We start from the raw sequence: 13594 nt of genomic DNA, 5'->3' as shown, positions 1-13594 counted from the left end.
CGGCTTCGACCCGCATCTGTACACCGTCGAGTCGGTACATTCCGCGCCATAGTGGAGTGATGGGCATCAGGATGCGAGACCTGCTCGACGACGCGTTGACATCGCTACGCTACGAACCCACCGAGAAACGCCTCCGGATGTATGCCAGCGGTTACCTGGTAGCCGACACCGTCCACGGGTTGCTGGTGTGGGAGCCGCGGCGACTGGTCCCGACCTACGCGATACCTCAGGCCGACTTCGTGGCTCAGCTGGAATCGGCCGGCCGGGTCGACGACGTGGCCGGCCTGCCGGTGTTGGTGCCCACTAATCCTTTTGCCGCGCACAGCTGTACCGGCGAGATGTTCGACGTGCTGGTGGGCGGGCGGCGGTCCGCGTCGGCGGCATTCCGGCTGGACGATACAGACCTGGCCGGCTATCTCAGCGTGGACTTCAGCGCCTTCGAGTGGCGCGAAGAAGACGAGCCGGTCGTCTCGCACCCGCACGACCCGTTCAAACGCATCGACATCCTCGACAGCAGCCGCCATATCCGGATCGAGGTGGACGGGCGACTGCTGGCCGAGTCGTCGCGGCCGCTGCTGCTGTTCGAAACCGGGCTGCCGACCCGGTTTTACGTGCCGCCGACCGATCGCGTCGCCGATCTCGAGTCGAGTGACACGGTCAGCGACTGCGCCTACAAGGGCCGCGCATCATACTTCTCGGTGCCGGACGGACCGACCGACATCGCCTGGACCTACCGCGATCCGCTTCGTGAGGCGCTGCTCGTCCGGGACCACATCGCGTTCTTCGACGAGCGGGTCGACGTCATCGTCGACGGCCGGAACCGACCGCGGCCGGTCACGCCGTTCTCGGACTGGCCACGGTGAGCACCGGTCACAGATAGCGTTGGTAGTCAACGCGATTCACGCGTACTCGTCACCCGAAGATGGAGTCACCATCCTCGGGGGTCCCGCTGACCTGACCACGATGGACGTGGGTGGGGCGTTCCTCGATTGGGTGGGCGTCCTCTAGCACGTCGGGTTCCTCTTCGGCGAGGCGCTGGTCAAGGGATTCGCCTTCGCGCTCCTCGCGCGAGGTCATCCCGAACTTGTCGGCCTCGCTCCAGTCGTCGGGCGGGGTGATGACCGCGTCGCCGTCGTCGTTGCGGATCTCGTCGGAATCGGTCGACTCGCTCGGGTCCAGGGTGTCATCGGGCATGCCCACTCGGTTCCCCTTGGCCTCCGGCGGCTAAACACCGACCGCGGCTAGTTGACTCTGCGGTGAGGGCGGCGTGTCACCGCCCTGTGCGCAGAGTCAACGTGACTCATCGCGGCGCCCGCCACATCGGCCACAGCGTCGGGCCGCCGTTCGGAATGACGAGTTCGCTCACCACCTCGAAGCCGAATCGCTGGTAGTACGCGATATTTTCGGCCTTGCTGGACTCCAGGTAGGAGGGGGCATGTTCGGCGTCGACGCGGTCGAGCCGAGACTGCATGAGCGCCTGCCCGTAGCCTTTGCCGCGGACCGACGGGTCGCTGCCGATCACCGCCAGGTACCAGTGCGGCTCCTCCGGGTGTTCTTGCTCCGTCCGCAGGAGCAGCTCGTGCAATCTACGGCCGGTTGACAGCTGCGGTCCGAAGCCGAAGATGAACGACACCAGCATCATCAGTTGTCCGCGGGCCGACTGCTTCCACCGGCCCGGCGGATCCCAGAAGGCCGCCGCGCCGATGGTCGACCCGTCACCCGCGACCTCGACACCGCCGCCGCCGAGGTGGTGGTGCCGCGTGAGGGCCGCGAAGAATTTCCACAGGCGCGCAGCCCGGGATTCGTCGTCGGGAATGATCCACATCGACACCGGGTCATCGTAGAAGGCGCGGCCCAGGGCGTGGGACAGCTCAGTGACGTCGGCTTTGCGCGCCGGGCGCGGTTGGATGGTCATCGGCAGCCAGAGTAGTAGCGTCCAACTTGTGTGGGATTTCGAAACCGACCCCGAGTACCAGCAGAAGCTGGACTGGGTCGAAGAGTTCATGGTCAACGAACTCGAGCCGCTGGACCTGGTGTCGCTCGACCCGTACGACAAGAAGGACCCTGACACCATGGCGGTCCTGCGGCCGCTGCAACAGCAGGTCCGCGATCACGGGCTGTGGGCGGCGCACCTCACACCCGAACTCGGCGGCCAGGGCTACGGCCAGGTCAAGCTGGCACTGCTCAACGAGATCCTCGGTCGGTCGAGGTGGGCCCCGTCGGTGTTCGGCTCGCAGGCACCCGACTCGGGTAATGCCGAGATCCTGGCCTTGTTCGGCACGCCGGAGCAGAAGTCCCGCTACCTGCAGCCGCTGCTCGCAGGCGAGATCACGTCGTGTTACTCGATGACCGAGCCGCAAGGTGGTTCCGACCCGGGGCTGTTCGTGACCCGCGCCGAACGCGACGGCGACGACTGGGTGATCAACGGGGAGAAGTGGTTTTCCACCAACGCCCGGCATGCGACGTTCTTCATCGTCATGGCGGTCACCAATCCCGAAGCGCGCACCCGCGACAAGATGTCGTTGTTCATCGTGCCGGCCGGCACACCGGGCGTGGAGATCATCCGAAATGTCGGGGTCGGGACGGAGTCGCACGCCACGCACGGCTACGTCCGCTACGCCGGCGTGCGGGTGCCCGCGGACCACATTCTCGGCGGCGAAGGTCAGGCCTTCGCGATCGCGCAAACCCGACTGGGCGGCGGCCGTATTCACCACGCGATGCGCACAATCGCCCTGGCCCGTCGGGCCTTCGACATGATGTGTGAGCGGGCGGTATCCCGACAGACTCGGACGGGTCCGCTGGCGAATTTCCAGATGACCCAAGAGAAGATCGCCGACAGCTGGATCCAGATCGAACAGTTCCGGCTGCTGGTGCTGCGCACGGCCTGGCTGATCGACAAGCACCACGACTACCAGAAGGTGCGCCGCGACATCGCAGCGGTGAAGGTGGCGATGCCCACCGTGCTGCACGACGTGGTTCAGCGGGCTCTGCACCTGCACGGCGCGCTGGGGGTGTCCAACGAGATGCCGTTCATCAAGATGATGATCGCCGCGGAGTCGTTGGGGATCGCCGACGGGGCGACCGAGTTGCACAAGATGACCGTGGCCCGCCGCACGTTGCGCGAATACGAGCCGGTGTCAACGCCTTTCCCGTCGCAGCACCTGCCCACCCGGCGCGCCGCAGCGCAGGCCCGGCTGGCCGAACGCCTGGAGCACGCGGTCGCCGAATTCTAGGGCGCGACCCGGTCGATGTGGGCGAGAAAATGTTCCAACACCGCATCGGGTGCTTCGAGTTGCGGCCAGTGACCGATGTCGTCGGCAAGCATCACCACGTCGGCGTTGGGTATCACCTCGGCGTAGCGACGGGCCATGTGCGCGCCGGAGTTGGGATCGACCGGCCCGTCGATCAACCGCATCGGAACATTCGTCTCCCGCATTGCTCGCACCCACCGATTCCGGTGTGTGTGGCGGTCTTTGATGAACCGGCCAACCTTGTGCAGCACGCGGCGGCCGTCGTTGTAATCCAGGATCTGACTGAAGACACCCATCATGTGCGGGGTCGGTTTGGTGTTGGGGCCGAACATCTCTCGTAGGGTCGGCTCCAGCAGACGACGCGGCAGCGGACTGTTCTGAATTGGACTCAAGATGTCGCCCAACGGAGTTGCGGACAACAGCTTCTGCGCGGCTCGCGGCGTGTAGGCCTCGACGAACATCCCGCCGTTGAGCCAGGTGATCGAATCGATGCTCAGGTTTGCATACGCGTAATCACCAAACTCATTGCGGGCCAACAGTTCCTGCGCCACCGAGTCGCCGAGATCGTGGGCCAGAATGTGCGCACTGCCGATACCCAGGTGGGCCATCAGCGCCTCGTGCATGTCGGCGTGGTCGTGCACCGAATATTCGTAGCGAACTGGCTTCGCAGAGAACCCCATGCCGATCATGTCCGGCGCGACGACGGTGAACCGCTGGGTCAGCGTCGACCAGATCGGTTGCCAGTCAAAGGTATTGAATGGGTAGCCATGGATCAGCAGCAGCGGCGGCCCGCTGCCCTCGACCCGGTAAAAGATGTCGAAGCCGAGGTAGTCGAAATACAGTCCCTCATCAAGCCAGGAAGCCAGCGACGCGTCCATGATCCGGCCGACCTAAGAGACGTAGCGAACGACGCTCTCGGCGACACACGCCGGCTTGTCACTGCCTTCGACCTCCACGGTGGTCGAGACGGTCGCCTGCGTAGCGCCGTTGCCCAGGTCCTCGACGTCGACCAGCGAGCTCTTCGCACGAACCCGCGATCCGACGGGAACCGGTGCGGGGAAGCGAACCTTGTTGAGGCCATAGTTGATTGCGAGTTTGATGCCGTTGACGGTGTACATCTGGTGCTGCAGGCGCGGCAGCAGCGCCAGCGTCATGAAACCGTGCGCGATGGTCGTGCCGAACGGACCCTTGGCAGCCCGCTCCGGGTCGACGTGAATCCACTGGTGATCGCCGGTCGCGTCGGCGAACAGGTTGACGTCGTCCTGGCTGATCGTCACCCAATCGCTTTCGCCGATGCTTTCACCTTTGATCGAGGCGAGGTCGGCGACCGAGTCGAAAGTGCGCATGGCGTTTCTCTCCTTTGAGTGGATCCGAGGGGCGGCGCTGTTAGCATCGTGCCACTCCGCGGAGACGACGCCACCACCGGGATGTTTCGCCTGGAACGGCCGGGTGAAGTTGTGGCCGCCGGCCGACACGCAGGTGCCGTGGGACCCCCGACCAGCACTGGCGTGCGGCGGCCGAAATCTTACCCACCGCCGTATTTTCGGCCGCGTCGGCGCATTCGCGATCGTGGCGATGCAGCAGCTGCGGCGCGCTCGCACTGAATTCGTCACTGCGCCAACACTTTTACGACAACTTCTCACGTAGGTCTCAAATACATCACGCCCCTGCTGAATTCGGTTGGCAGGAGGCGTTTTCGTTTCGTTATCGACGGGTGACACTCGCGACTCAATCGTTAGCGAACCGCGATCCCCCACCCCGAGTCGAGTAACAGGCTTGTAGTTACTCGCGTGTTTGACTGCCACAGAGAACTATTCGACCGCTTACGCGGCAGATGAAAGTTGGGATAGGAGCTATGAAGTTCGCAGAGAGGTTCCGCGGTGCGACAGCACGTGTGCCGCGCAGATTGGCAATCGCGGCCATCGGTGCAGCACTGCTGGCCGGTCTGGTCGGTGCTATCGGCGGCTCGGCGACCGTGGGGGCATTCTCCAAAAAAGGTCTGCCGGTCGAGTATCTAGAAGTCCCGTCGGCGGCGATGGGCCACGCCATCAAAGTCCAGTTCCAAGGCGGCGGACCGCACGCGGTCTACTTGCTCGACGGGCTGCGCGCCCAGGACGACTTCAACGGCTGGGACATCAACACTCCGGCGTTCGAGGAGTACTACCAGTCCGGTCTATCGGTGATCATGCCGGTGGGCGGACAGTCCAGCTTCTACAGCGACTGGTACCAGCCGGCGTGCGGTAAGGCCGGCTGCCAGACCTACAAGTGGGAGACGTTCGTGACCCGCGAACTCCCCACCTACCTGCAGGCAAACCGGGGCATCTCGCCGAACGGCAATGCTGTGGTCGGCGTTTCGATGTCGGGCGGGTCAGCACTGATCCTGGCCGCGTACTACCCGCAGCAGTTCTCCTACGCGTCGTCGCTGTCCGGCTTTCTGAACCCCTCCGAGGGCTGGTGGCCGACGCTGATCGGTCTGGCGATGGGCGATGCGGGTGGCTACAACGCCACCAACATGTGGGGTCCGACCAGTGACCCGGCGTGGAAGCGCAACGACCCGATGGTGCAGATCCCACGGCTGGTGCAGAACAACACCCGCCTCTGGGTCTACTGCGGCAACGGCACCCCTAACGACCTGGGCGGCAACAGCATGCCGGCCAAGTTCCTGGAGCAGTTCACGCTGCGCACCAACGAGCAGTTCCGCGACAACTACATCGCTGCGGGCGGGCACAACGCAACGTTCAACTTCCCGCCCAACGGCACGCACGACTGGGGCTACTGGAACCAGCAGCTGGTCGCCATGAAACCCGACATTCAGCGGACCCTGAGCGGTGGACCCAACGCCACCTGAGAGACCCGCCCCCTGCATCGGCCGCAGCGCTCCCCCCGCGCTGCGGCCGATGTTTTTGCGCGGAGGGTTCGCAGGCGTCGTTGACGCCTGAAACGTCGGCGCCGAGTTCACAGTCGACGATCGACACAACGCTAATTCGGCAGGGCGTGCCGATCCTGATGGAAATAGGTGTAGGCGGTCGCCAAGGCACACAAGACCGTAGCCATCACCAGCATCCAGGTCCCATTCACGACCACACCGATGAAGCCGCCCACCATGGCGCCGATGACGAAGCTGGCGAGCAGCAGAAAGTAACCGAGCCAGTCCGAGGCGTTTCCACCACCAGCGATGTGGCGCTCGATGCCCTGGCCCATCTTGACGGTCGTGCCGGTCACATAGCTCAAGGGGATCGACACCTCGCCGTCCTTGACGAACGCCGTGTTCAAGGCGCCGGTGCCGAAGGCCATCAGCACGATCGGCGCGAAATCGATAGACACTTCGTTCCATCCTTCGTCGATGACGTCCACCACGGTGGCCGCCAGCAGAGCGAAAGTGGTCAGCACGGTCGGGCCGTGTGGGTGGTCCACCCAGAAACGCCGCCTGCACCACGACGCGACGACGACGCCGGTAACGAATGCCACAATGAGCAGCCCGGCACTTACGGCAAGCCACCGTTCGCCGCTGAAATATCCGAGCACGGCCCGTTGGGCGTTACCGGTAATGAAAACCACGAAGTAGCCGGCCGAGTGCGTGAATGAGATCGCGCCCACCACACCGGCCAGCGCTGCCAGCACCCACGACAACCGCGCTTCACTGTCGAATGTCGCCCGAAGCATGGCGCAATGCTTTCACCGCAGCAAAGCAGACGACAGCGCGGGAACGCTCATTCAGGCGAGACTCACATCAATCCGCTACGAACTTGCCGATCGACCGCAGCGGGATGGGCAACCAGCCGGGCCGGTGCCGGGACTCGTAACCCGCCTCGTAAACCGCCTTGTCCAGTTCGTACGCCGCCAAGACCAGCTCCGAATCGCGGGGGTCCACACCGGACGCCGCGGCATAACCGTCGCAGAATGCAGTTCGGTTGCGCTGCACCCACTCTCGGGCGCGCGCGGCCAGTTGCTTGTCGGCTGATTGGTCGACCAGTGGACCGTAGGCGGCGTATTCGAACGACCGCAACACACCCGCCACGTCGCGCAGCGGGGAATCCGGTGCGCGCCGCTGCTCCAGCGGCTGGCCCGGCTCACCTTCGAAGTCGATCAGCAGCCAGGACTCGGGTGTGCGCAAAACCTGACCCAGGTGCAGATCGCCGTGCACCCGCTGCACGGTGATGGTCTGCTCACCCAGCTTTTGAAAGTGCTGCTCGATCGCCGAGACGTACTGCCCGAGTTCGGGCACCGCCGCGGCCGTCGACGACATCCGGCCCAGCATGGAGTCGACCGGAAACGGCGCCTGCGACGTGCCGAACGCCTCGGCCAGCCCGGCGTGCACCGATGCGACGGCTTCACCGAGTCGGTAGGACTCGCCGGCGAAGTCACCACCGACCTCGTAGGCGTACAGGTCGCCTTCGGCGAACAGATCGCGGACGCTGGCGGTGGCCATCGCCCAGCCCTCGGCCGCGTTGCCCTCGTACTCGGTGGCCATGCCCAACGGGACATTGCTGTCGGCGTCCGGACCGGTCAGTTCGTAGGTGCCCAACAGCCGCGCCACATGCGGGTTTCCGGCTCGGCCCAGGACGCGGTTGAGCTCGATGTCGGGGTTGACGCCCGGGCTGACGCGGCGGAACACCTTCAAGATCGCGTCCCGGTCGAAGATGACGCTGGTGTTGCTCTGCTCGGCCTCCGACACCCGCGGGTAGGCATCCAGCGGCAGCGTGACGTCGGGTTCCTTGCCGAACGACACGCCCTCTCGGGTGGCCGACGAGTCGATCAGCGACAGCAAGAACGCGGCCGCGTCCGGGTCGTAGAGGGCGTCGAAACCGACCCGATCACCGTCGGTGCCGATGGTGGCGATGGCGTTGAACTCGGTGGGCGGCTCGGAATCCCAACCGACGATCACCTGGTAAAGCTCGGCGGAGCCGTTGGTGTAGGTCACCGCCACCAGCGCGAGGTCCAGACCGTCGCGCAGACCGACGACGAGACCTGGCTCGGCAGATGCTAATTCGCGGCTGCGACCGGCATACCAGCGCTGCTGCGGAAGCCACGCTGACCACGGCAGATTCATTGCGACTCCTCAGACTCGCACAGCTGGAACCAGTAGAAGCCGTGTCCGGGCAGTGTGAGCACGTAGGGCAGGTGGCCGATGCGCGGAAACTCGACATGCCCGGTGAGCTCGACCGGCGTGTGACCGCTCCAATTTTGCAGGTTCAGTTCCAGCGGCTGGGGGAAACGCGACAAGTTGTTGACGCAAAGGACAGTGTCGCCGTCGTCCGGGGCCTGGCGCAGGAACGCCAGCACCGACGGGTTGGATCCACCGAGTTCCTCGAAGCTCCCGATGGCGAACGCCTCGTGTCGGCGACGCACGGCGAGCATCACCCGGGTGAAGTTGAGCAACGACGTCGAGGTGTCGCGCTGGGCCTCGACGTTGACGGCCTGATACCCGTACACCGAGTCCTGGCTGGGCGGCAGATACAGCCGACCGGGGTTCGCCTTGGAGAAGCCGGCGTTGCGGTCCGGTGTCCACTGCATCGGCGTGCGCACCCCGTCGCGGTCACCGAGCCAGATCACGTCGCCCATGCCGATCTCGTCGCCGTAGTACAGCACCGGCGACCCGGGCAGCGACAGCAGCAGCGCGGTGAACAGCTCGATCTGGTTGCGGTCGTTGTCCAGCAGCGGCGCCAGCCGGCGACGGATCCCGACGTTCGCCTTCATCCGCGGGTCTTTGGCGTATTCGGAGTACATGTAGTCGCGCTCTTCGTCGGAGACCATCTCCAGCGTCAACTCGTCATGGTTGCGCAGGAAGATTCCCCATTGCGCCATCTCGGGGATCTCGGGGGTCTGCCCGAGGATTTCCGAGATCGGGAAGCGCGACTCGCGCCGCACCGCCATGAAGATGCGCGGCATCAGCGGGAAATGGAACGCCATGTGGCACTCGTCACCGCCGGTGCTGGCGTCGCCGAAATACTCGACGACGTCGGCCGGCCACTGGTTGGCCTCGGCCAGCAGCACCCGGCCCGGGAACTCGTCGTCGACCACCTTGCGCACCCGTTTGAGGAACGCATGTGTCTCGGGCAGGTTCTCGCAGTTGGTGCCTTCCCGCTCGAACAGATACGGCACCGCGTCCAGCCGGAACCCGTCGATTCCGAGGTCGAGCCAGAACCGAAGGACGTCGATCATCGCTTCCTGCACGGCCGGGTTGTCGTAGTTCAGGTCAGGCTGATGGGAGAAGAATCGGTGCCAGTAGAACTGCTTGCGCACCGAGTCGAAGGTCCAGTTCGACTCTTCGGTGTCGATGAAGATGATGCGAGCATCGGTGTAGCGTTCGCTGGTGTCGCTCCAGACGTAGAAGTCGCCGTACGGACCGTCAGGGTCGTGCCGTGACTCCTGAAACCATGGATGCGAATCCGACGTGTGGTTCATGACGAGATCGGTGATGACCCGGATACCGCGCTCGTGCGCCGCGTTGAGCAACGCCACGAAGTCCTCGACCGTCCCGAATTCGGGCAGCACCTTGTAGAAGTCTCGGATGTCGTAGCCACCGTCGCGCAGCGGTGAGTCGTAGAACGGCGGCAGCCAGATGCAGTCGACGCCGAGCCACTGCAGGTAATCCAGGCGCTCCATGAGCCCCCGCAGATCCCCCGAGCCATCCGCATTGGCATCCACGAACGCGCGGACGAGGACCTCGTAGAAGACCGCGTGTTTGAACCAGGTCGGGTCGGCGGGCAGCGACTGGGCCTCGGTGAACTCGTCGGCGCTGGGATGCTCGACGACGCCGTGTTCGACACGGCTGCCCTCCGCAGGATCATGGGCGGACGGGTGTTCTCTGTCCCTGGTCAAGTCCACGACCTTACACGTACCCGGGGTGCAGCATCGAAAACCCTAGCCGCCAAACGAATTCAGCGCACCCGCTGAGCTGCGGCATTGGATCAGCCCGGCGGGCCGTCCCCCAGCTGCACGTCGACGGACCGGCCCGGCAGCCCCACACTGACGTGGTCGCCCGGGTGGTGCTGATCGAGAATGTTGGTCAGCGCGGTGGCCGAGTTGACCGGTTGGCCGTTGATCGCGGTGATCACGTCGCCCGGGTTGAGCCCGGCGCCGGCGGCCGGACCGGTCGGGATGACCTGGCGGATGACGGCGCCCGTTCCGCCGGGGGCGTCGTTGACTCCGACGCCCAGGAATGCGGTCGGCCCGATGTGCACGGTCGGCGAGGAGGCGCCGGACCGGATCTGACCCGCGATGGCCATGGCCTCGTTGATCGGGATCGCGAAGCCCTGGCCGCGGCCGAGGTGGAAGTTCTGCGAGGCGGCGGTGTTCATGCCGATCACCTGGTTGGCGGCGTTGACCGTCGGGCCACCGGAGTCTCCCGGGCGGATGTTGGCGTCGACCTGGATCAGCCCGACCAGGGTCTCGGTGCTGCCGGTCAACGAGTCGTTGGCCGACACCGTCTGATTCAGCGCGCCGATGCGACCCTCCTCGACGCTCGGCGCCCCGCCCACGCCACCGGCGTTACCCAGCGACACGACCGGTTCGCCCACCTGCACCGTGTCGGAGTTGCCGATGTTGGCCACCGGCAGTCCGCCGCCGGCCAGTTGCAGCACCGCGATGTCGTGCTGGCGGTCGAACCCGATCACGGTGGCCGGGAAGGTCTGGCCGTTGGCGATGGACCGCGCGGTCAGGTCGGTCGCGCCCGCGATCACGTGGTTGTTGGTGAGGATGACGCTGGGGTCGATCACGATGCCGGTTCCAGCGCCGATCGCACTCTGGTACCCCAGCTTGGCGTCGATGTCGACGATCTGCGGACCCACCACCGCGCTGGCCGACGGCGCGTCCCGCGGGATCGGCGGCAGCGCAGGCGACGCATCCGCGGCTGGGGCCGTTGCCAGTCCCAGCCCGGTCGCCGCCAACAGACTGAGCAAGCTCAGCGACCTCCGCGGTTTGCGGCGGTGCGATCCGCTCATCCCGTCACCTCCTGCATAAGTCACCGACCGGGTTAACCAGCCGTGCCGCAACGGACCCAATTGTGATTACCGTAGCTTGCATCGCAAAATCGGGCATATCGACGTCGGGTTTTGCCGTACTGGTGAGCGCTGATCGGCCGCGATTCGGCCAACCGGTAGCTTCGGGGCTTGGACCGCACGGCAACTCGACGGCAAAGGTGTCTCATCCATGGGCGTTCTTGATTCGTTCCTACTCGACGACAAAGTGGTGATCGTGACCGGCGCTTCGTCAGGTCTCGGCGTGTCGTTCGCACAGGCCTTCGCCGAGGCCGGTGCCGACGTCGTGCTCGGGGCGCGGCGCGTCGAGCGACTGGCCGACACCGCGGCGCTCGTCGAGGCCGGTGGCCGCAAAGCGTTGACGCTCGCCACCGACGTCGGCGTGCCCGAGCAGTGTCAGGCATTGGTCGACGCCGCGATGCAGGCGTTCGGCCGGGTCGACGTGCTGGTCAACAACGCCGGTGTGGGCACCGCGGTTCCGGCGACCCGTGAGACGCCCGACCAATTCCGGTCGGTGATCGACGTCAACCTCAACGGGTCCTACTGGATGGCGCAAGCCTGCGGGCGGGTGATGCAGCCCGGCAGCTCGATCATCAACATCGCCAGCATCCTCGGCATCACCACCGCCGGTCTGCCGCAGGCCGCGTACAGCGCCAGCAAGGCAGCAGTCGTCGGGCTCACCCGGGACCTGGCCCAACAATGGGGCTCGCGCAAGGGAATCCGGGTCAACGCTCTCGCGCCGGGCTTCTTCAAGACCGAGATGACCGACGAATACCCGCCCGAGTATCTGGACAGCCAGGCGCATCGACTGGTGCTCGGGCGCCTCGGCGACGACCGTGAACTCGCGGCCACCGCGGTCTGGCTGGCGTCGGCCGCCGGCGGTTATGTCACCGGGCAGACGATCGTCGTCGACGGTGGGTTCACCATCAACTAGTCATGACCGACTTCGATCCCGAGGCCTGCTTCGCTCAATCGCCGGTGGCTCGGCTTGCCACCGCCGGGGCCGACGGTCGTCCACACCTGGTGCCGGTGGTGTTCGCCGTGCACGCACAGCTCATTTTCACGGCGGTGGACGCGAAACCCAAGACCACCCAACGACTGCGGCGCCTGACCAATATCGAACACAACCCGCAGGTGAGCCTGCTCGTCGACCATTACGACGAGGACTGGACGCAGCTGTGGTGGGTGCGGGCCGACGGTGCTGCCGCCATCCATCGCGACGGTGACACCGTTATTGTCGGCCGAGACCTGCTCCGCGCGAAATACGCTCAGTACCAATGGATTTCACTCGACGGACCGATGATCGCCATCGCTGTCCAGCGCTGGAGCAGTTGGCGCGCCTGACTGCGCTTCGCCATCCGTACCCGCGCTTGCCAACTCGCTTTCAGCATAACGGTCCGGCAACGGCCACGATACCGCTATTAGCCCGTTCACCAGTCAATATGTCCGGTAATATGGCCCGGAGGGCGCGACGTGCGCAACGCACGAAATGTTTGCTGAGCCGAACATAGGGCATAGTGGAATCAAAAGAATGTCAACGATACGGCATGCGAGTGCGCGGGGGCTTGCATCGTCTCGGAGGGTGGACACCGTGGGTAGAGCGATTCGTACAAGTTGGCTCGCGGCAGTGACCGCCGCGCTGGCCATGGCGGCGCCAGCCGGTCCCGCCGTAGCGGCGATCGCACCCGCGACCCCGACCGCAGGCGTCGCGTCGATCCAGCCGGCCAGCGGCACGGTGGTCGGGGTGGCTCACCCGGTGATCGTCACGTTCACCGGACCGGTGGCCGACCGTGCCGCGGCCGAGCGGGCCGTCACGGTCACTGCGCCCAACCACATCACCGGCCGCTTCGACTGGCCGGCGGCCGATGTTCTCGAGTGGAAGCCGGACGGCTACTGGCCGGCGCACAGCCACGTCGGTGTTCGGGTGCACGCGTTGTCCACCGGTTTCGAGACCGGTGACGAGGTGGTCGGCACCGCCAGCATTTCCGCGCACACCTTCACGGTCACCCAGAACGGCGAGGTGCTGCGCACGATGCCGGCATCGATGGGCAAACCCACCCGCCCGACACCGATCGGTGATTTCTCCGCGCTGTCCAAAGAGCGCACGGTGGTGATGGATTCGCGCACCATCGGCATCCCGCTGGAGTCGTCTGAGGGATACAAGATCACCGCGCAGTACGCGGTCCGGGTCACCTGGAGCGGTGTCTACGTGCACTCGGCGCCGTGGTCGGTGGACTCGCAGGGCTACGCGAACGTCAGCCACGGCTGCATCAACCTCAGCCCCGACAACGCCGCGTGGTACTTCGACACCGTCCACATCGGTGACCCGATCAACGTGGTGGCGTAACGGAATACATCCGCGCG

14 protein-coding genes are annotated in these 13594 nt (G+C 65.4%); 6 read left to right on the top strand and 8 right to left on the bottom strand.

What is annotated here, in order from left to right:
- The first annotated feature begins 59 nt into the window (after nt 1-59).
- Complete coding sequence (locus tag ABDV69_RS13060; RefSeq protein ID WP_343574970.1) at nt 60-863, top strand: DUF427 domain-containing protein; 804 nt, start codon at nt 60-62, stop codon at nt 861-863.
- A gap of 49 nt (nt 864-912) precedes the next feature.
- Here ABDV69_RS13060 and ABDV69_RS13055 read toward each other — a convergent pair whose 3' ends face one another.
- Nucleotides 913-1194, bottom strand: coding sequence for a hypothetical protein (locus tag ABDV69_RS13055; RefSeq protein WP_343574969.1), 282 nt, complete (start codon nt 1192-1194; stop codon nt 913-915).
- A 106-nt stretch (nt 1195-1300) separates the two neighbouring features.
- Nucleotides 1301-1915: a GNAT family N-acetyltransferase gene (locus ABDV69_RS13050; RefSeq protein WP_343574967.1), complete on the bottom strand. Its 615-nt coding sequence runs from the start codon at nt 1913-1915 to the stop codon at nt 1301-1303.
- 28 nt (nt 1916-1943) lie between these two features.
- On the opposite strand from ABDV69_RS13050, the gene ABDV69_RS13045 reads away from it, so the two are divergent.
- Nucleotides 1944-3233 (top strand): acyl-CoA dehydrogenase family protein, encoded by a 1290-nt coding sequence (locus ABDV69_RS13045; RefSeq protein ID WP_343574965.1) that lies wholly within the window; start codon nt 1944-1946, stop codon nt 3231-3233.
- Here ABDV69_RS13045 and ABDV69_RS13040 read toward each other — a convergent pair.
- Nucleotides 3230-4129, bottom strand: a complete 900-nt coding sequence (locus ABDV69_RS13040) for an alpha/beta hydrolase (RefSeq protein ID WP_343574962.1) — start codon at nt 4127-4129, stop codon at nt 3230-3232. The two genes, ABDV69_RS13045 and ABDV69_RS13040, sit on opposite strands and share 4 nt — an antisense overlap.
- 12 nt (nt 4130-4141) lie before the next feature.
- Complete coding sequence (locus tag ABDV69_RS13035; RefSeq protein ID WP_343574960.1) at nt 4142-4597, bottom strand: MaoC family dehydratase; 456 nt, start codon at nt 4595-4597, stop codon at nt 4142-4144.
- A gap of 509 nt (nt 4598-5106) precedes the next feature.
- On the opposite strand from ABDV69_RS13035, the gene ABDV69_RS13030 reads away from it, so the two are divergent.
- On the top strand, nt 5107-6099 hold the full coding sequence (locus ABDV69_RS13030) for an alpha/beta hydrolase family protein (RefSeq protein WP_343574958.1): 993 nt from the start codon (nt 5107-5109) through the stop codon (nt 6097-6099).
- A 131-nt stretch (nt 6100-6230) separates the two neighbouring features.
- On the opposite strand, the gene ABDV69_RS13025 is transcribed toward ABDV69_RS13030, so the two are convergent.
- From ABDV69_RS13025 to ABDV69_RS13010, 4 genes are all read right to left on the bottom strand, one after another.
- Nucleotides 6231-6914: a YoaK family protein gene (locus tag ABDV69_RS13025; RefSeq protein ID WP_343574956.1), complete on the bottom strand. Its 684-nt coding sequence runs from the start codon at nt 6912-6914 to the stop codon at nt 6231-6233.
- Between the two features lie 67 nt (nt 6915-6981).
- On the bottom strand, nt 6982-8301 hold the full coding sequence (locus ABDV69_RS13020) for a maltokinase (protein ID WP_343574955.1): 1320 nt from the start codon (nt 8299-8301) through the stop codon (nt 6982-6984).
- Nucleotides 8298-10073, bottom strand: a complete 1776-nt coding sequence (gene treS / locus ABDV69_RS13015) for a maltose alpha-D-glucosyltransferase (protein ID WP_343574952.1) — start codon at nt 10071-10073, stop codon at nt 8298-8300. Before treS ends, ABDV69_RS13020 begins: the two co-directional genes overlap by 4 nt.
- Nucleotides 10074-10162: 89 nt before the next feature.
- Entirely contained in the window at nt 10163-11194 is a 1032-nt protein-coding gene (locus tag ABDV69_RS13010) for a trypsin-like peptidase domain-containing protein (RefSeq protein ID WP_343574949.1), read from the bottom strand.
- 208 nt (nt 11195-11402) lie between these two features.
- Here ABDV69_RS13010 and ABDV69_RS13005 point away from each other — a divergent pair, with 208 nt between their 5' ends.
- The 3 genes from ABDV69_RS13005 to ABDV69_RS12995 all read left to right on the top strand — a co-directional run bounded on the left by ABDV69_RS13005 (nt 11403) and on the right by ABDV69_RS12995 (nt 13577).
- On the top strand, nt 11403-12164 hold the full coding sequence (locus ABDV69_RS13005) for an SDR family oxidoreductase (RefSeq protein WP_343574947.1): 762 nt from the start codon (nt 11403-11405) through the stop codon (nt 12162-12164).
- A gap of 2 nt (nt 12165-12166) precedes the next feature.
- Entirely contained in the window at nt 12167-12574 is a 408-nt protein-coding gene (locus ABDV69_RS13000) for a TIGR03668 family PPOX class F420-dependent oxidoreductase (protein ID WP_343574944.1), read from the top strand.
- 247 nt (nt 12575-12821) lie between these two features.
- A complete protein-coding gene (locus ABDV69_RS12995) occupies nt 12822-13577 on the top strand; it encodes a L,D-transpeptidase (protein ID WP_343574941.1) in 756 nt (251 codons plus the stop codon).
- Nucleotides 13578-13594: the final 17 nt, after the last annotated feature.

This window comes from Mycobacterium sp. (genome assembly GCF_039583785.1).
Classification (GTDB): domain Bacteria; phylum Actinomycetota; class Actinomycetes; order Mycobacteriales; family Mycobacteriaceae; genus Mycobacterium.
This window is presented reverse-complemented; position numbering and strand designations above follow the sequence as displayed.